This is a genomic window from Nocardia tenerifensis NBRC 101015, assembly GCF_000308715.1.
GTDB lineage: Bacteria > Actinomycetota > Actinomycetes > Mycobacteriales > Mycobacteriaceae > Nocardia > Nocardia tenerifensis.
The window spans coordinates 37,505-55,226 of the sequence record NZ_BAGH01000050.1 but is presented as its reverse complement, the minus strand read 5'-3'; the positions used below and the strand labels follow the sequence as shown (position 1 = coordinate 55,226).

15 protein-coding genes are annotated in these 17,722 nt (G+C 70.1%); 6 read left to right on the top strand and 9 right to left on the bottom strand.

Annotation, left to right across the window (positions count from 1 at the left end; genetic code table 11):
* From ON39_RS04465 to ON39_RS04430, 8 genes are all read right to left on the bottom strand, one after another.
* The coding region (locus ON39_RS04465; RefSeq protein WP_303621512.1) for a beta-ketoacyl synthase N-terminal-like domain-containing protein at positions 1-652 on the bottom strand (652 nt) is incomplete at its 3' end.
* Complete coding sequence (locus ON39_RS04460) at positions 649-1,905, bottom strand: beta-ketoacyl-[acyl-carrier-protein] synthase family protein (protein ID WP_169335857.1); 1,257 nt, start codon at positions 1,903-1,905, stop codon at positions 649-651. The genes ON39_RS04460 and ON39_RS04465, both read right to left, overlap by 4 nt.
* A 2-nt stretch (positions 1,906-1,907) precedes the next feature.
* Positions 1,908-2,681, bottom strand: a complete 774-nt coding sequence (locus tag ON39_RS46945; RefSeq protein ID WP_083894239.1) for an alpha/beta fold hydrolase — start codon at positions 2,679-2,681, stop codon at positions 1,908-1,910.
* Positions 2,678-5,197 (bottom strand): AMP-binding protein, encoded by a 2,520-nt coding sequence (locus ON39_RS45615; RefSeq protein ID WP_051186294.1) that lies wholly within the window; start codon positions 5,195-5,197, stop codon positions 2,678-2,680. The genes ON39_RS46945 and ON39_RS45615 overlap by 4 nt, the downstream gene beginning before the upstream one ends.
* A complete protein-coding gene (locus tag ON39_RS04445) occupies positions 5,194-5,481 on the bottom strand; it encodes an acyl carrier protein (protein ID WP_051186293.1) in 288 nt (95 codons plus the stop codon). Before ON39_RS04445 ends, ON39_RS45615 begins: the two co-directional genes overlap by 4 nt.
* A gap of 24 nt (positions 5,482-5,505) precedes the next feature.
* Positions 5,506-6,852, bottom strand: coding sequence for a salicylate synthase (locus ON39_RS04440; protein ID WP_051186292.1), 1,347 nt, complete (start codon positions 6,850-6,852; stop codon positions 5,506-5,508).
* A 116-nt stretch (positions 6,853-6,968) separates the two neighbouring features.
* On the bottom strand, positions 6,969-7,844 hold the full coding sequence (locus ON39_RS45610) for an MBL fold metallo-hydrolase (RefSeq protein WP_051186291.1): 876 nt from the start codon (positions 7,842-7,844) through the stop codon (positions 6,969-6,971).
* Between the two features lie 62 nt (positions 7,845-7,906).
* Positions 7,907-8,821, bottom strand: a complete 915-nt coding sequence (locus tag ON39_RS04430) for an AfsR/SARP family transcriptional regulator (RefSeq protein ID WP_083894236.1) — start codon at positions 8,819-8,821, stop codon at positions 7,907-7,909.
* A gap of 317 nt (positions 8,822-9,138) precedes the next feature.
* On the opposite strand from ON39_RS04430, the gene ON39_RS48435 reads away from it, so the two are divergent.
* Together ON39_RS48435 and ON39_RS04420 are read left to right on the top strand one after the other, a co-directional pair.
* On the top strand, positions 9,139-10,194 hold the full coding sequence (locus tag ON39_RS48435; RefSeq protein ID WP_051186290.1) for a methyltransferase: 1,056 nt from the start codon (positions 9,139-9,141) through the stop codon (positions 10,192-10,194).
* Positions 10,178-11,182, top strand: coding sequence for a methyltransferase (locus ON39_RS04420; RefSeq protein WP_083894234.1), 1,005 nt, complete (start codon positions 10,178-10,180; stop codon positions 11,180-11,182). The genes ON39_RS48435 and ON39_RS04420 overlap by 17 nt, the downstream gene beginning before the upstream one ends.
* Here the strand turns inward: ON39_RS04420 and ON39_RS04415 are convergent.
* The gene (locus ON39_RS04415) at positions 11,163-12,026 is read right to left on the bottom strand and encodes a methyltransferase family protein (RefSeq protein WP_040731237.1); all 864 of its coding nucleotides are present in this window, start codon (positions 12,024-12,026) and stop codon (positions 11,163-11,165) included. The two genes, ON39_RS04420 and ON39_RS04415, sit on opposite strands and share 20 nt — an antisense overlap.
* A 215-nt stretch (positions 12,027-12,241) precedes the next feature.
* Here ON39_RS04415 and ON39_RS04410 point away from each other — a divergent pair, with 215 nt between their 5' ends.
* Genes ON39_RS04410 through ON39_RS04395 form a run of 4 tightly spaced genes read left to right on the top strand, consistent with a single transcriptional unit; the run spans position 12,242 to position 17,716 of the window.
* Positions 12,242-13,915 (top strand): acetate--CoA ligase, encoded by a 1,674-nt coding sequence (locus ON39_RS04410; protein ID WP_040731234.1) that lies wholly within the window; start codon positions 12,242-12,244, stop codon positions 13,913-13,915.
* Entirely contained in the window at positions 13,912-15,279 is a 1,368-nt protein-coding gene (locus tag ON39_RS04405) for an FAD-dependent oxidoreductase (RefSeq protein ID WP_040731231.1), read from the top strand. Before ON39_RS04410 ends, ON39_RS04405 begins: the two co-directional genes overlap by 4 nt.
* A 44-nt stretch (positions 15,280-15,323) precedes the next feature.
* On the top strand, positions 15,324-16,529 hold the full coding sequence (locus tag ON39_RS04400) for a cytochrome P450 (protein ID WP_051186289.1): 1,206 nt from the start codon (positions 15,324-15,326) through the stop codon (positions 16,527-16,529).
* Positions 16,526-17,716, top strand: coding sequence for a hypothetical protein (locus tag ON39_RS04395; RefSeq protein ID WP_040731228.1), 1,191 nt, complete (start codon positions 16,526-16,528; stop codon positions 17,714-17,716). Before ON39_RS04400 ends, ON39_RS04395 begins: the two co-directional genes overlap by 4 nt.
* The last annotated feature ends 6 nt before the right edge of the window (positions 17,717-17,722 follow it).

The following is a 17,722-nucleotide window of genomic DNA, read 5'->3' as shown; positions in this document are numbered from 1 at the left end:
GGTCTCGGGATCGGCGACGGTGCTCAGCTCGCGTTGAGCCGTGGCAGGCGATCGACAACGGAGTCACCGGCGCCTCGCAACCGCCGGCCAGCACGACGTCGGTGCGCCCCCACCCGATCGACCGGGCGCCGTAGTAGATCGCCGACGCGCCGCTGGTCCGATCCCCGGAGAAGCTCTTGCTCATCCCGGTGATGCCGTAGCGGATGGTCGTGAACCCTTGGGGCGCTGCGAGAAACCACGCCGTCGCCTGCCACGGATTCACCACGTCGGCGCCGTCGCGGTAGTACTCGAGGAAGCCGCGTTCGCACAGATCCCAGCCGCCGGTGTTGTTGCCGAACCAGACCCCGACGCGCGAGCGGTCCTCGCCCGCCAGATCCAGTCCCGCGTCGGCCAGCGCCTCGTCCGTGCTGACAAACGAAAGATGGGTGAAGCGATCGGTTTTGGCCAGGAACCGGCGCGGCACATGATCGGCGGCCCGAAGGTCGGTCACCTGCCCCGCGACTCGGACCGGGAAGTCCTCGGCGTCGAAAGCCGTTATGCGCGTGAGGCACGACGCCGACTTGCGCAGATTCTGTTCGAAGTCCGCCACATTCGACCCCGCGGCGTTCACCGCGCCGAAACCGGTGACGACCACCCGTCGCCGCCCGCTCATGTCACCCGCTCCAGCACGGCGGCGGAGTGGATACCGCCGAAGCCACTGGCGACCACCATCGCGGTCTCGACCGTCGCCGGTCGCGCCGCGTCGACGACGTAGTCGAGATCGCACTCCGGGTCGGGCTCACGGTAGTTCGCGGTCGGCGGCACCGTCTGCCGGTCGATCGCGCCGAGCGTGGCGATCACCGCCATCAGGCTCGCCGACGAGAGCGAGTGCCCGATCATCGATTTCAGTGAGCTGATGGGGATCTGGTAGGCGCGCGGCCCGAAAACCGTTTTGAAGGCGTTGGTTTCGAACAGGTCGTTCTGCGGAGTCGAGCTCCCGTGCGCGTTGATGTAGTCGATGGCGGCGCGGTCGACGCCGCAGTCGGCCAGCGCCGCGTCGATCGTGCGGACCATGGACGCACCGGTCGAGTCCAGGTCCGTCATGTGCTTCGCGTTCGAGGTGCTGCCGAAACCCCGTACCTCCGCGTAGATATGGGCGCCGCGAGCCAGGGCGTGCGCGCGCTCCTCGAGCACGACGAACGCCGCGCCCTCGGAGATGACGAAGCCGGCCCGGCCGATGTCGAACGGTCGTGACGCCCGCTCGACCGGCCCCTCGGCCCGGGAGAGGCAGCCGATCACGTCCAGCGTCGCGTAGCTGAGGCCGTTCAGCGGACTCTCCCCCGCGCCCGCGAGGACGAACGGCGCCTCGCCGTTGCGCACGAGGTCGAACGCCAGGCCCAGCGCGTCCAATCCGGCGGTACAGCCGGTCGTCAGCGTGGTGGTCATGCCGTTGAGCCCGTAACGCTCGGCCAGCAGGCCCGGCACGTAGTCCAGGAAGATCGAGTCGTAGGTGGCCGGGCTCATCCGGCGCGGCAGGATGGGCGGCAACGAGTTCACCGTGGCGCGTTCATACATCTCCTGCATCTCCGGCGCGCCGCCGACGGCGGAGGCGAATATCGCCGCGCCGCCGCACAAGTCGGCGCCGGCGGCGGGAAGTCCGGAGTCTTCCATGGCTTTTCGCGCCGCGGTGGCGCCGAGCTGGACGAAGCGGCCGAGTCCGGCGAGTTCGTCGGCCTCCCTGGGCGACCAGGTATCGGCGAGGTCGAAGTCGTCGACGCGCGCCACGCCGTGGCATCGGAGCCCGAGCGCGGTCATCAGCGGCTCGTCCTCGATCCGGACCTCGCCGCGCATGACATTGTCCCAGAACTCTTCGGGCTCTTGACCATTCGGTGCGACGACACCGATCCCGGTTATCACGGCACGCACGATCAGTTGCTCCTTCGGGTTACGACGCGCCTGCTGAGCGCGAGTTCGTCGATGGCCTCGGCGACCACGTCCGGGCATTCGAGCGGGAGGTAGTGGCCCGCGTCGACGCTGCGCAGCCGACCGTGTCGGAATCGGGCCGCCATGGCGCGGGACCGGCGGGGCGCGACGACCACATCGTGCTCGCCGACCAGAACGAGCACGTTCATCGACAGCGCCGCCAGTTTCTCGGTCGAGTCGTGGTCGGCGAGGCCGAGCAGGTCGCCGCGCTGCGCGACGCGCAACCGGCGGAAATCCGTGACGACCTGCTCGAACCGCTGATAACCCGGGTATCGGTGGAAGGCGCCGCGCAGGAAGTCGCGCTCGACCCGGCCGTGGCCGAGCTGGGTGAGCAGGTCAGGATGCAGGCCGATGCGCGCGGCGGTGCCGATCAGCAGCAGCCCCGCGACGAGGTGCGGGTATCGGTAGGCGAGGTCGAGCGCGACCAGCCCGCCCGCCGAATGCCCGACGACGATCCCGGGTTCGCGGCACAGCTCTTCGCACTCCACCGCGTGGATCACCGCGTCGGTGGCGGCCTCCACGGTCCGGGGCGTGCGGCCGGGGCTCGCGCCGTGGCCTGGCAGGTCGACGCCGACGGGCGCGAGATCGGCCGCCAGTTCGGCGGCGACCCAGCGCCAGTGGCGCGAACTGCCGCCCGCGCCGTGGATGAGCAGCACGTCGGTGGCGTCCGGAGAGTCGTTGCGCCCGAACCGATCCGTGTTGATGAAGCCGGCCATCATGTCACCGGCTCCAATGTCGTCAGCCGGCGCAAGACGGCCTTGTCGGGTTTGCCGAGCGCGGTGACGGGCAGCTCGGCGCGGACGACGAGATCTTCGGGCAGTTGCTGGGAGCCGAGTCCCTCGCCCGCCAGATACGTTCGCAGCGAGCGCAATTCGATCGAATGTCCGTCCCGCAGCGAGACGATCGCGCACAGCGTCTCGCCGAGACTCTCGTGCGGTACGCCGATCACCGCGGCCTGCCGGATGGCCGGGTGCCGCAGCAGCGCGTCCTCGACCGCGGCCGCCGAGATGACGTCGCCGCCGCGGTTGACGGCGTCGCGCAGCCTGCCCTCCACGACGAGGTAGCCGGTCGGGGTCTGCCGCACGAGATCGCCTGTGCGATAGAAGCCTTCGTCGTCGAACGCCGCCTCGCCGGACGGGCCGCCGTTGAAGTAGCCGGCGATGGTGTACGGCCCGCGGGTGAGCAGCTCGCCGACGTAGCCCAGCGCGACCGGCAGGCCGTCGGGCCCGACCACGCGCAGTTCGTCGGCGGGCGAGGCGGGCGCGCCCTGGGTGAACACGACGACGTCCCTTCGATCGTCGAGCCGGGTGAAGTTCAGCAGCCCCTCGGCCATCCCGTACACCTGCTGCAGCGTCGTGCCGGGGAACTGGTGGAGCAGCAGCCGCGCCGGGGACGGCAGCAGCCGAGCACCGCCGACCTGCAAGAGCCGCAACGCCTTCGGCCGTACCCCGGTCGCGGCCGCCAGCTCCGCGATCTCCGTCGCCAAGGTGGGCACGAGCGCCGTCGCGGTCACGTCGAACTCCATGAGCCGATCGAGCAGGGTGTGCGGGTAGCGGTCCGGCGCGAGGACCGCCGTCCCGCCCACCGTGAGCGCGCCGAGGACGCCGGGGCAGCCCAGCGCGAAGTTGTGCGCTACCGGCAACGCCGCCAAATACACGGTGTCCGAGCCGAATCCGCAGATCTCACTGCTGACTCGAATGTTGTAGCGGTAATCCTGATGGGTACGCGGAATCAGCTTGGGCCGCCCGGTGGTGCCGCCGGACAGCAGCAGCATCGCGAGGTCCGACCCCATCGGATGGTCGGGCAGTGCCCGCTCGGGGCCCGCGGCCAGGTCGGTGAACGCGATCTCGCCGGGCGCGAGATCGGCCGCGCCGACCACGATGAGCCGCCGGATCGCCCCGCATCCGGCCGTGACCGCCCGCGCGACGTCGAGGCCTTGCCCGCGCCGCATCGGCGCCGACTCCGCGATCAGGGCGACGGCCCCGGACGCCTCGGCGACGTGCTGGACGTCCAAGCGGCCGGTCGTCGGCAGCAACAGCACGGGGACGGCGCGGATCCGCCACAGCGCCAAGGCCGCGACCACGAAGGCGGCCGTATTGCCCAGTTGCACGAGCACCCGATCTCGCGGCGCCACACCGAGGTCGAGCAGCCCGTGCGCGGTCGCCTCGGCCCGCGCGAGCAGCTCGCCGTAGGTCAGGCCCTCGGCGGCGTCGATCACGGCGAGCCGATCGGGATCGTGGGCGCGGATGTCGGCGTAGATCGGGTCGTCGCGCCAGAAGCCCGCCGCGCGGTATCGCGCCGCGCACTCGCTCGGCACCGCCCGGTACTCCGCGAGGCGTTCCGGCGGCAGCGCGTCGGCCGAGATCCGGGTGATGCCCGCGCGGCGGGGACGGCCCTTAGAGGTCGCGCCGGGGCTCATCGAGACGATGGTGTCGACCCCGTACGCCGCCAGCGCGTCAAGGGTTTTCGACCACTGCACGGTGTGGCAGAGCTGCTCACGCAGCCGGAGTTTCAGCTCGACCGGATCCCTCGTCGGTCGCGCCGTCGTATTGCTGATGATCGGCGCGGACGGCGGGTACAGCACCGTCTCGTCCAGCAGCGCGGCGAACTCGTCGACGATCGGCGCGAGCAGTGCGGTGTGGAAGGCCGACGACACCGGCAGCCATTTCATCTGCGCGCCAGCGCTTTCCGCGGCCGACGCCACGTTCTCGAGAGCCGCGACGTCCCCCGCGACCACGGTCTGCGTCCGCGAATTGTGCAGTGCGGGCGCGCAAACCCCCAATGGCGCGGCGGCAGCACACAACTCGGCCACCTCTTCGAAACTCAGGCCGAGCACCGCGACCATGCCGACGTCCCGTCCGGCGGTCGCGGACTTCATCAGCTCGCCCCGCCGCCGGACGAGGGCCGCGGCGTCGGCGACCGTGAGGCTGCCCGCCGCCGCGAGCGCGGTGTACTCGCCGAGACTCTGCCCGGCGAAGAAGTGCGGTGCGGGCACCGCGGTCCGCGTCACCTCGTAGGACGCCAATCCGACGGCGAGCAGCGCGGGCTGGGTGATCTCGGTCTGCGCCAGCATCTCCTCGGGCCCGTCGCGACAGATGGACAGGAGGTCGACGCCCGCCGCCTCGGAGACGACGTCGAATATCCGGGCCGCGTCCGGATGTCTCTCGGCCAGTTGCACTCCCATGCCGAGGCGTTGCGCGCCCTGGCCGGGAAAGACGAAGGCGGTCTTGTTCATGTCGTCTCGTCCGCAGGCGACTCGGCGTCCTGGAGTTGGGCCAGCACCAGGGCGGTGACGTCGGCCACGGTGCGGTCGAGCAACTTCTCCAGGGTGATCTTCCGGCCGAACGCGCGGCCGACCGCCAGCGAAACCTGTACTGTCTCCGTGGAATCCAGCCCGAGGTCGTCGTGCAGTCGCGCCGAGTCCTCGATCGCCTCGGCCTCGATGCCGAGCTCCTCGATCGCCTCGACGAGCGTGGCGCGCACTTGCCGCTCCGTCACGAAGGCTTCCGTATGAGTCATCTCGCTCCTAGTTGTGATCGCGGGTCAATCCCCGGCGCCGACGAGGGCGCGCGCGGTCGACCGGAGTTTGTTGGTGGTCTCGTCGAATTCCGCTGCGGCGCAGGAGCCCTCCACGATGCCCGCGCCGGCCCGCAGCCACGTCGATCCGGTGGCGTCCTGGAAGATCGAGCGCAGGATCAACGCGCTGTCCAGCTCGCCGCCGCCGTCGACCACGCACGCGCACCCCGAGTACAGGCCGCGTTCGTCGACCTCCAGCGCGCTGATCGACCGCAGCGCCGCTACTTTCGGAATGCCGGAGGCGGTGACGGCCGGGAACAAGGCCTCCAGCGCGTCCCAGCAATCCGCGCCGGGCGACAGCGCCCCCGTCACCATCGAGCCGAGGTGCTGAACGGTGCCGCGCTCGCGGACGTCGAGCAGGTCGCGCACCGCCACCGTGCCGGGCGAGCACACCGTCGCCAGTTCCTGCACGGCCAGCCGCACCGAGATCACGTGCTCGTAGCACTCTTTCACGTCCCACTCGAGCTCCTCGCGCACCGCGGCGTCGGGCGGAACCCGCAGCGGCCTGGTTCCGGCGAGCGGCTGCGTGCTGGCGAGTCCGTCGGCCGAGACCCGCAGCAGGATCTCGGGACTGAAACCGGCACAGCCGATCTCGCCGAGATCGAACAGGAACGACCGCGCCGGGGTATTGACCGTGAGCCCCTTGACGTAACTCCTGGCCAGATCGACCGGGAAGGGTACCTCGACCCGGCGCGAGAGGATCGCCTTGCGCAACTCCCCCGCCTCGATCGACGCCACGACCTTGTCGACCATCGCCTCATAGCGCGATCGCGCGGCGCGGTCGTCGAGTTCGATCCGCGACGCCGCCTGGTCGTCGATGACGGGCAGGTCCCGCACGAGGTGGGTGACGGCCGCGGCCGAGGCCTGGTTCTCCGACTCCACGCTGACCGTCGAGCCGCGCCAGACGATCTCCGTGCCCGGAATCATGAAGTGCGCCAACACTTTCTCCGGGGCGGGCCGGTCCAGCGCGTGGATCAGCCGGGCGGCGTCGAACGCGATGTATCCGTACGCGCGCCGCGTCGGCGGGAGGAGGTCGCCGAGCACGTCACCGAGCTGCCGCAACGGTCGGCGCCCCAGCGGCTCGCGATAGTCGCGCCCGTCGACGGTCCACCGCACCTCCGTGGCCGTGAGCCGCACCGTGGCCTTGGTGTCCGCGGCGAACCAGCGGACGCCGTCGCGCTCATAGGAGAAGTACTCGGCGAAAAGCCCACTCTCGACCAGCGCCAGCAGGTTTCGGGTATGCCCGAGGCTGCGTGTGGTGAAGCGATAGCCGAGGTCGCTGTCCCCTCGGTGCTCGCGGTCGATGACCGACAAGATCCCTCCCTGTGTCTGTCCGTCCTGACTTCAGCGATGCTGTCAGCGGGTGGATCGCGCGGGCGTCTCGGTCGCGTCCGTCGGGTGTACCGCGCCGCCCGCCGCGTGGCCGGTGCTCACGGGCGGCGACCCCCGCCGCTGGCGGCCGGGATGCCCGCAGGCAGCACGGAGGTATCGCCGGTGAGTTCGGCGAACGCGACCCTGAGGTTCAGTTCGGTGCGGCGACCCTGCGACCAGTCCGCGAACGGCGCGAAGGCCGCGTCGTCCGCCGCCGCGGCGATATCGATCCCCTCTTGTGCCGCCGCGGCGGCGACGGTCCGCACGGCGACGAGGTAGGCGCGTGTCGACTCGAGCACCGCGCTCGACCCCGCCGGACCGTGCCCGGGGACCACCGCGACGGGGTCGAGAGCGAGCAGGCGATCCAGCGCCGCGATCCAGCCTGCGATGGAGGCGTGTCCGGGCAGCGCCAAGGGTGTCACCTCGTTGAAGCACAGATCGCCCGCGATGAGCGTCCGCGTGTCCGGCACCCAGACCGCGAGGTCGCCCGGCGTGTGCGCCGGCCCGGCGAACAGCACCTCGCACCCGTCGAATCTCGGCATGAGACCGGCGGTTCGCCCGTCCGGCGGCACGATCTCCATGCGCGCGAACTCGTCCGCGTGCTCCGGGTAGAGCCGCATGAACAGCGACTTCTGCGTCGCCATCCGGGCAACGGAGTGCGCGGTCGTGGGGTCGGCCACGATGAGCGCGTCCGCGAACGCCGCGTTCCCCCCGACGTGGTCGATGTGCGGATGGGTATTGACGACGATCCGCGCGGTCGTCCGCCGACGGGCCAGCTCCGCGACGAGCACCGTGGCCAGGCTCGGCACCAGCATGGTGTCCACCACCGTCGCGCTGCCGTACCGGAGCAGCAGCGTCGAGTTCGAGGTCCCCGGCGCGGCGGCGCGAGGCGAGGCGACGAGCACTCCGTCGGCGATCTCCACTATTTCGGTCATCGACCGAGGATGCGGATCGAGGGGTTGCGGCGCCGTCTCCGCGACGTCTGCACGGGTGCCGCCTACGCGCCGAGCTCGAGCAGCCTGATGCGCGAGTTGACCTCTCGCTGAACGGAATTGAGGTAGCCCTCCAAATGGCGCAGCTTCTCGACCGTGGCGTGCACCGACTCCCCGTCACGCACCCCGCCGGGCGCCTCGTCCCCCTCGTCGGGCAGCGACCTGCCGTCCTTCAGCAGCGCGTACAAGACCTCGGTTCGCGGTTCGGGCGTCACGTCCAACTCCTCGGCGAGCGCCTGCGCGCACGCCCGATACTGCCGCAGTGCCCCGCTGCGGTCACCCGCGAGGGCATGCATTCGCATCATGCGGAAATGCGCCCGCTCGTTGGCCGCGTCGATACCCAATACCGCTCGCCCGTAAGCCAGCCCGAGTTCCCATTCCTTGCGCAACTCGGCATCCAGCATCAATTTGTCGAGCAGCATAATATTAATCGACCGATAGATATCGATGTAGCTGGTGGTCCAGTCGACATACCAGCCCTCCAGCAAATCCCCCCGAAACAATCCGACCGCGCGCGTCAGTTCCGCGCGCACATCGTCGGACAGCAGGCCGGCGGGCGCGTCGAGGCTGCGCGCGTAGGCGCGGTCGCACTCGAAGACGTCCGCCCACACCGAACCCGAGTCGGCGAGGCCGATCCATTCCTGTTCGGCCACGATCAGTTTCGAGCCGTCCTCGACGTGTTCATCGAGGGCCCGCTGCAGCTGCCACAGCGTTTGGCGCAAATACTTCTTCGATCGTCGCGCGTCGATCTCGGGCCACAGCTGATCGGCGATGCGTTCGCGTTGCAGCGGACGCCCCTTGGACAAGATCAACAAGCTCAGCAGCTCCTTGACCTTGCGCGCCTCGATGCCGTGCACGGCGGCACCGGTATCGGTACATGCCTCGAATCGGCCCAGCAGATATATACGGTGAGTTATCACGCGCCCCCTCCGATGCGGAACTCTCCCGTGTCACTCTTCGGCACGATTGCCGATGGCCGACATCGGGATTGTGCTTTTTACTCCCCCAGCACCCCAGCGCGAGTTTATCACCGAAACCGTTCGGTCCGGATCCCCTAGTCTCGGTGTCACCGCATCGGGGATTTTCTTACCCCTACGACTTATCGCCGACACCGAATTGCCCGGGTACCGCGTCGATTCTTCGATTCCGTGTGGTTGGTTTTCGATGTCGTCGGGCGGACGGGCGAGAGACGGACGGCGAGACACCCGCGCGCACGGCCGTTGGCTGTGATCGCCGTATGACGAGTCCCATCGCGTATGTCCCCCCGGCGCCGCGAGCGCGCCGGGCCGAGTTGCTACAGCTGGTGTTCGGCTTCGCACCGGCTCAGATCCTGCACACCCTGGTGGAACTCGGTGTGCCCGAGGCCATCTCGGACCGGTCGGTCGCCATCGAGGACCTCGCCGAGGCCACCGGCACCGAACCGAGGTCGCTGCGCAGGCTGCTGCGCGCCGCGGCGAGCCTCGGGCTGGTCTATCACCTCGGCTCGGATACCGTGCAGCTCAGCGCCCGCGGCGCGCTGCTGCGCCCCGACGTGCCGGGCTCGGTGCGCAACCTCGTGGTCCTGTGGGCCGGCGACAACAGCTGGCAGGCCTGGGGCCGGCTGGATTGGAGCGTGCGCACGGGCCGGCCCGCCTACGAAACCGTCACCGGGGCACCGTTCTTCGACTATCTCGACGATCATCCCGAGGACAGCGCCGTGTTCGACCGAGCGATGACCGAGACGACCATGATCGCCGCGCCCGGCATCGCCGCCGCCGTCAACCTGTGGGCGGCCTCGACGGTGGCCGACATCGGCGGCGGCAACGGCGTGCTGCTGGCGAAGCTGCTCGAGACCAATGGTCACGTGAAAGGCATTCTGTTCGACCGACCGGCCAGCACGGCCGCGGCCGCCGCCCGGTTCGCCGCCGAGGGGCTGACGGAGCGGGTCACGGTGGTCAGCGGCGACTTCTTCGAGGAGGTTCCGCCCGGCGCCGACGTGTACCTGCTCAAGAGCGTCCTGCACGACTGGAACGACGACGAGGCGCGGACCATCCTCACCAACTGCGCCGCGGCGATGGCCGAGCACGCCACGCTGCTGATCATCGAGCCCGTCGTCCCCGACACCGACGACCAGCTCGTGCGCGAACGCTTCATGGTGATCAGCGATCTCAACATGATGGTGTGCACGGGCGGTGTGGAGCGGACCGTCGCGGACTTCGGGGCCCTGCTCGCCGACTGCGGGCTCGCCGTCACCGGGCTCACGCGGTGCGAGCCGCCGAGCAATTTGAGCGTGATCCATGTCCGGCACCGCTGAAATGGCCGACGCACCGGCGTCATTGATCCACGGCGGCTGGCAGGCCGAGGTGCTCGAACTCGTCGTCGAGCTCGAGCTCGCGGATCGCCTCGCGGGCACGTCGAAGACCGTCGCCCGGCTCGCGTACGAAACCGGCACGAGCGCACCGCGACTGGAGCTCGTGCTGACCCTGGCCGGTCACCTCGGGCTGTTCACCAGGACCGAGACGGGGGCGATCGCGAACAACGCGGTGTCGAGCCTGCTCTCGGCCGGCCATCCGCACTCCTTGCGCGCGGAGGCGCGGCACGCGCTGTCGAGGTGGGCGCGAATCGCCTGGGGCAGCCTCGATCTCGCGGTGCGCGCGGGCGACAGCGGATTCCGGCAGACGACCGGCGAGGAGCTGTTCGACTATCTGCGCCGGCATCCCCGCGAGCTCAGCGACTTTCAGCGCTTTCAGGCCGAGGTCACGCGGCGCAACGGCGCGGCGCTGCTGCGCTCGGGCTTCGCACCGGCGGGCGAGGTCGTCGATGTCGGCGGCGGGCGCGGCACCCTGGCCACCCAGCTGTGCGCGGCTCTGCCTGCGCTACGCGCGGTCGTGTTCGATCTGCCGGAAGTCGTTGCGGACAGCGACATTCCGGCGGAGCTGGCCGAACGAGTGCGCGTGCAGGGCGGCGACTTCTTCGATCGGGTGCCCGCGAAGGCCGACGTCTATCTACTGTCGCACATCCTGCACGACTGGCCCGACGAGGACGCGTCGCGCATTCTGCGCACCGTTCGAGCGGGCATGGCCGACGACTCGACCCTCGTCATTCTGGAGAACCTGAAGACCGACCCGCCCGCCCTGCTGGTCTCCTATCTCGATGTGCTCATGCTCACCGCGTGGGGTGCGCGGGAGCGGACCGCGCGGGACTACACCGGGCTGCTCGCGGCGAGCGGCCTCGCCGTGCGGTCGATCGAGACGATCGAGCCCAGGTCGGCGCTCGCCGTCATCACCGCGACCCGCGACTGAGCACCCGAGGTTGTCGCACGGTGGTGGCCGTGAGCGCGAGGATGTCCGACCGGCCGGTGACGAAGGTCCGTTCGGTGACGCGCAGGCCCGAATCATGCAGCAGGAGGTCGTATTCGGCCGCCGTGCGCTCGCGTCCGGCCGACAGCAGTCGTTGCTGCACGACGAGGTACGCGGGCAGTAGCGCCGCGCGGGCGGCCGCGGCGTCGATCGCGACCACGGTGAGCACGCAGTCCGGCGACATGGCCTGCCTGACGCGGTCGAGGAAGGCGCGGGCGGCATCGTCGGGCAGATCGCGCAGGGCGTGAAGGCAGAGGTAACGCCCTGCCGCGCACGGTATCTCGGTCATGTCGGCGGTGACCCGGACCTGATCGGGTTCCGCGAGTCCGAGCGCGCCCATGGTCTTTCGCGCGACGCCTTGCCGGTAGGCCGCGATCTTCGGCGCGTCCTGTTCTGCTACCGCGACGCTCGACGGGGAGTCGCCGCCAAAGACCATGTGCGGCAGTCGCTCCCACGCTGCTACTACCGTTTCGGACAGCGTGTAATCGGCGTCCCTGATCGCGGTATGCGGGTGGTCGGGGGCGAGTCGGCGACCACCCTCGGCCAGCACGACGTGGCCGGCGGGATCGAGGGCGAGCACGTTCAGGGCGATGAAGAGGCGCACCAGCCGGTCCAACGCGCCAGCGTCGACTCCGCACACCCCGGCCAACTCCGGAATCGTGTGGCGGCCCTCGACGGCGCCGTCGATCACGCCCAGGCGCAGCGCGGCCGACAGGGCTCGGGACTTCCATCGTCCGTGGATCAACTCGCGGAGCCGGGCTACGTCACGGGGGTCGGGCGCGTTCATGGCGAGCAGTATTCGACGCCGCGGTCGGCTCCGGTGTCTGACAGCGCGACTCCCCGGTGTCTCGTTGAGTTCGGCCGCGATCGTCTCCCAGCCATGTGTGCGCTGTTCAGAGCCGGTTTTCGCGCCGGTCAGACACGGCGCCGACGCGCGGCAGACATTTCGACGTCGCCCATCCTGACACAGTGGCCTCTCGATGTCCGGGAGGAGTCTCGCCAATGACCACATCGGAGCCGAGCGCGGACCTCCATCTGCCGCCGCGCGACCTGTGGCCGCACCGCGTGCACGGCGAGTCGCGGTCGTATCCCGCGACGTTCAACGCCACCGAGGTGCTGCTCGATCGGCACCTCGACGCGGGCCACGGCGATCGTCCCGCACTGCGCTACGGCGACACCGTGCTCAGCTACGAGCGACTGGCCCGCCGGGTCAACCGGTTCGGCAACGCGTTACGCGAACTGGGCGTGCGGCCCGGTGACCGCGTCGTTCTCGCCTCGCTGAACGAATGGCAGGCCTTCGTCACCAATTTCGCCGTGCTGAAGCTCGGCGCCACGATCGTGCCGACCTCGCCGCTCCTCACGCCCGAGCAGTTGGCTGTGATCGTAAAGGATTGCACCCCAAAGCTTGTCGTGGCGAGCTCGTATCTGATCGCCATGATCGACGCCACCCGCGACCTGACCAGCGACGCACCCCGCTTCGTCGCGTTCGACGCGACCGACCGCGGGCAAGGGCGGGCCGCGCCGGGGTGGGAATCGCTCGAAGCCCTCGCCGAATCGGCGGCCGAGGAGCTGGCGCCGACCGCGCGGCCGCACGACGCGGTGGCACTGCTGCTGTACAGCTCCGGCTTGCTCGAACCCGCCATGGCCACAGCGCATCTCCAGGAGGAGCTACTGCTGATCCCGGACCGCTTCGGCAGGCACGGCTGGGCCGTCACGCCGGATGACGTGATCGCCGGGGCGGGCCCGATCAGCTTCGCGGGCGGCTACTCGACCAATCTGACCATCCCGTTCCGGTTCGGCGCCGCGGCCGCGATCTTCCCGCTGGCGACCACGCCCGCGCAGATGTTCCCGCTGATCGCCGCGCACGGGGTGACGCTGCTGGCCGCGCTGCCGACCCGCTACGGCGAGATGCTCGCGGTGCCCGGCGCCGACCCGAAGGCGTTGCGCTCCTTGCGGATCGTGTCCGGCGGCGGCGAGCCGCTCGACCCGCGCGTGGCCGCGGGCTGGCGCGAGCGGTTCGGGCTGGAGATCTACGAGGGCTTCGGCACCAATGGCATGGCGCACGTGTTCCTCACGACCGCGGTGACCAAGCGGGTCAAGCCCGGCTCGGCGGGCACCCCGTTGCCCGGCTACACGACACGGCTTGTGACGCAGGACGATCGGCTCGCCGCCGTCGGCGAGCCGGGCCGCCTTCAGGTGCGCGGCCCGATCGGGACGCTGCACTGGGGGCACCCGTCGAACGCGGACGAGGTAACCCGGCGGCAGCGCGCGAGCGTCCGCGACGGATGGGTGCACATCGGTGACTGGCTGACCGTCGACGAGGAAGGCGACCATCACTTCGTCGCACGGGCGGAGGACCTGATCCGCCGGGGCGGAGTCGCTTTCGGGCCGATGGAGATCGAGCAGGTCTTGCTCGAGGACCCCGCGGTCGCCGAGGCCGGTGTCTACGCCGCCGCCGGCGAGCTCGTCGCCGCGGTGGTGCCGACCGAGGACGGGGTGAACGACCACACAGCCGCCCGGCTGGCCGAACACGTCCGAGCCCGCTGCGGTCCCGAGAAAGTGCCGGACACCATAGATTTCGTCGCCGGCCTGCCGCGTTCCCCGTTCGGCACGCTGCTGCGCCGGGCGCGCTGGGCGGACTGGTTCGACGCCGCGAAGGAACGGGCTGACCGATGACGCTCGGCGCCAATGCCTTCGAGAACACCCGGCCGCTGAAAGTGCTCGTGATCGGTGCGGGCGTCGGCGGGCTGTGTCTGGCACACGGTTTGGCGCGGGCCGGACTCGAAGTCGCGGTGTACGAGCGCGATTCGGACCGGCGCGAGGGCAGGCAGGGCTTCTGGATCGGGATCGACCATGACGGCAGCCGGGCGCTGCACCGGTGCCTGCCGCCGCGCCTGTTCGACACCTTCGTGGCCAGCTGTGCGCTGCCGATTCAGTTCTTCACTATGTACACCGAGCGGATGCACGAGGTGCTCGGCCTCGACGTCCCGCCCGGCGACGACGCCGTGACCAGCGAGAAGTCGGTCAACCGGTCGACGCTGCGGCAGGTGCTGCTCGCCGACCTGGACGGGGTGCATTTCGGAAAGCAGTGCACGAGTTACGAATCGACGCCTACCGGGGTGGTCGCGCACTTCGCCGACGGCACGACGGCGACCGGCGATGTGCTCGTCGGCGCGGACGGCTCGTCCTCGGTGATCCGCGCGCAGTACCTGCCCGGCGCGGGCCTGGACGACACCGGACTGTGGGGCATCACCGGCAAGATTCCGCTCACCGACGGCGTGCGCGCGCTGCTGCCGCCGCGGGTGCGCGACGGGGTCGCGATCTTCGCCGGCCCGCGCGGCGACAGCTGCGTCTTCCACGTCGTGGACCTGCCGTGGGACGCGCAGGGGCAACCGAAACCGCGGGTCGACGACGCGCAGGCCGAGCTGCTGCGCCGCTGGGACGGCCTGCGCTATGACACCACCCACGACTACATCATGTTCGGGTTCGCCTCTGCCGCAAGCTCATTGCCGGGCGACCTGCTCGACATGCCGGGAGCGCCGCTGTACGACCTAGTCCAGTCGCGGGTCAGCCGTTGGCATCCGACGCTGCGGGCGCTGCTCGCGACCGCCGACCCCGCCACCTGTTTCCCCCTCAATATCCGGACATCGCGCCCGCTGACCCCGTGGCCGTCCAGCGCGGTCACCCTGATCGGCGACGCCGTCCACACCATGACACCGGGCCGCGGCGTCGGCGCGAACACCGCGCTGCGCGACGCCGCGGCCTTGTGCGACGCGTTGATCCGCGTACGGAACGGGGAAACGACGGTGCTCGAGGCGATCTCGCGCTACGAAGCCGCGATGCGCGACTACGCCAACCTCGCCGTCGAGCGTTCGCGCAAACGAATGAACGCGCAAGACCCGGTGTACAAGCCGTACATCGGACGGTTCGTGCTGGCGAGCCGCCGCACCGGCATGCGCCTGGTGAACCGGCTGCCCGCGGTGAAACGCCGCATGGCCGAACGGGAACGCGAGTTCCGCGGCGCGTATCGGGCGACCTAGTCCCGGCGCGCACACCGACGACGACACCGGAATCGAGGCAGCACATGGCCGAACCCTCCTCGCGGGAAGCGGATCTCGCGGCCGCGTTCATGGCGATCTACGGCAACCCGGAGCTCAGCAGCGACCCCCAAACCATGTACCGGCGCCACCGCGCGGCCGGCGATACGACGCGGATCGGCCCGATGGTCGTCGTGCACCCGCGGGCACTGGTGGAGGAGGCGCTCGACCGGCCGGCGGAGTTCTCCTCGGCAATGTCGTCCGCGCGGCTGGGCAATACGCGACCGCTCATCCCCATGCAGTTGGATCCGCCCGCGCACGGCGCGTATCGAAAGGCGATCCGGCGCCTGTTCACCGCGGGCAGGCTGCGGCCGATGACGCCCGCGATCATCAGGATCGCCGAGTCGCTGATCGACAGATTGGGCGATCGCGCGGAAGTCGACTTCGCCACCGAGTTCGCCGTTCCGCTGCCCGCGCTCGTCCTGCTCGAACTGCTCGGGCTGCCCGCGCGGGACGCGGCGCTGCTGATCGCGCTGAAAGACGCGATCGTCCACCCGCCATGGGGCGACCCCGCCGAAACCGAGCGGTCGCAGGCGGAGGCCGGTGCGCGGTTGTACCAATACTTCGCGGCCGTCCTCGACGACGAGGCGGTCCGGGCCCGCGGCGGGTTGATCGCGGACCTGCTCGGCACCGACGTGGGGCAGCGGCGGCTCACCGCCGAGGAGATCGCCGACATCTGCTACCTGCTGATCCTGGCCGGGCTGGACACGGTGACCGACACGCTGACCTTGTCCGCGGCCTATCTCGCCCAGCACCCCGAGCGCAGGCGCGAACTGGTCGACGATCCCGCGCTGACCGACCACGCCGTCGAGGAACTGCTGCGCTGGGAGACGCCCGTCCCCGGCCTGCCGCGGCTGGTCACCACCGAGACGCGGATCGGCGACTGTCCGGTCCGGCCCGGCGAGGTGCTGTTCCTGAGCCTCGGTTCGGCCAATACCGACGAGGCGGCCCTGCCCGACGCCTATACCGTCCGATTCGATCGCCCGCGCAATCCGCACCTCGCCTTCGGCGGCGGCATCCACCGATGCCTCGGCGGCTACCTCGCCAAGCTGGAGCTGAGCATAGCCCTGCGCGTCTGGCATACCCGATTTCCCGACTACGCGATACCCGGCGGCACGACGATCGAGTACGCGACGGGCCTGCGTTCCATCCCGCACCTGCCCCTGACCCTCCCGGCGAGGCCCCAATCATGAACGACGACATCATCATTCGCATCGGCCACCGCGATGAGGCGAATCAGCAACCGTTTCCGCCGTTCCACCGGCTGTTCGAGTACACCGACTTCTTCCCGCGGTCGGTCACCGTGCGCCGCGGCGACCGGGTGAACTTCCAGACCCAGCCCTTCAGCTTCGACATCGTCGCCCTCGCCGCGGACGAGAACCTCGCGCGCGCCGCGTATCCCATCATCGAGCTGAACCACGACGATCCGCCCACGCTCGGCACCGGCCTGCCGTCGCTCTCGTTCGGCGACGGCGCGTTCCCGGTGACCGGTGGTTCGACGTCCGGCGGCGGCCTGATCGACAGATCACGTGGCAAGGGGCCGCCCGCCGTCGGCGCCGTCCAATTCGGCCAGCCCCCAGGGGTTTTCCGCGGCGGCGACACCGTGGAGATCATCGGCCCGACGGTCGGGTGGGACATCGAGCAGCGCCCGGCGACGATCGACCAGATCATCGAGATCGACGCTCCGGTGGGCACGTACGCCTTCTTCGACATGCTCCACCCGGCGACCCGCGGCACGCTGACCGTCGTCGCCGACGGCGACGTGTCCACTCAGGCGGAGCTCGATGCCGCGGCCGAGCGACAGTTCGAGACCGCCCGGACGGCGGCGCTGTCGGTGGAGGAGCAACTGTGCGAGATCGACCTCTGCACCGGGCAATTCGGCGAGCGTGACGTCGTCGTGCTCGTCGGCGCGAGCGCCGCGGCGGGGCGGGTCCTCATCAACGAGTTCTTCCCGCGCAATCCGCTCGAGGTGATGCCCGGCGATCGCGTGCACTTCTGCTGGACCAACGCCTACGGAGTCCACGCCGTCGGCTTCGCCGAACACCCGGGAAAGCTGCGCTCCCCCTTCGGCTTCACCGCGCCCGACGGCACCTACGAGGCGACCGACAACATCTTCAACGCCCCGCCGCCCGCCAAATATCTGAGGCCCGGCCCGAGGGCCTATCGCTTCTCCTGCGACCCCGGCACGGCACCCGATGGCACGGCGTTGACCCGCCGGGCGGGCGGCATCGGTTCGGGCCTGCTCGTCGGGAGCAGGTACGGCCTGGGGCCGACCGCACGGAGTTGGAGCGTGCGAATCAACGACGGCACCGAGAAAGGCGACCATCACTTCTTCGACGCCGTCCACCCGTGGATGGAAGGAGTGTTGCGCGTGCGGTGAGGCCGG

Excerpts from the sequence above, each read along its gene's own strand:
- ON39_RS04415 (WP_040731237.1), bottom strand. The coding sequence starts at position 12,026 with ATGAACGCGCCCGACCCCCGTGACGTAGCCCGGCTCCGCGAGTTGATC.
- ON39_RS46945 (WP_083894239.1), bottom strand. The coding sequence starts at position 2,681 with ATGATGGCCGGCTTCATCAACACGGATCGGTTCGGGCGCAACGACTCT.
- ON39_RS04420 (WP_083894234.1), top strand. The coding sequence starts at position 10,178 with ATGTCCGGCACCGCTGAAATGGCCGACGCACCGGCGTCATTGATCCAC.
- ON39_RS45615 (WP_051186294.1), bottom strand. The coding sequence starts at position 5,197 with ATGAACAAGACCGCCTTCGTCTTTCCCGGCCAGGGCGCGCAACGCCTC.
- ON39_RS45610 (WP_051186291.1), bottom strand. The coding sequence starts at position 7,844 with ATGACCGAAATAGTGGAGATCGCCGACGGAGTGCTCGTCGCCTCGCCT.
- ON39_RS04405 (WP_040731231.1), top strand. The coding sequence starts at position 13,912 with ATGACGCTCGGCGCCAATGCCTTCGAGAACACCCGGCCGCTGAAAGTG.
- ON39_RS04395 (WP_040731228.1), top strand. The coding sequence starts at position 16,526 with ATGAACGACGACATCATCATTCGCATCGGCCACCGCGATGAGGCGAAT.
- ON39_RS48435 (WP_051186290.1), top strand. The coding sequence starts at position 9,139 with ATGACGAGTCCCATCGCGTATGTCCCCCCGGCGCCGCGAGCGCGCCGG.
- ON39_RS04410 (WP_040731234.1), top strand. The coding sequence starts at position 12,242 with ATGACCACATCGGAGCCGAGCGCGGACCTCCATCTGCCGCCGCGCGAC.
- ON39_RS04445 (WP_051186293.1), bottom strand. The coding sequence starts at position 5,481 with ATGACTCATACGGAAGCCTTCGTGACGGAGCGGCAAGTGCGCGCCACG.
- ON39_RS04400 (WP_051186289.1), top strand. The coding sequence starts at position 15,324 with ATGGCCGAACCCTCCTCGCGGGAAGCGGATCTCGCGGCCGCGTTCATG.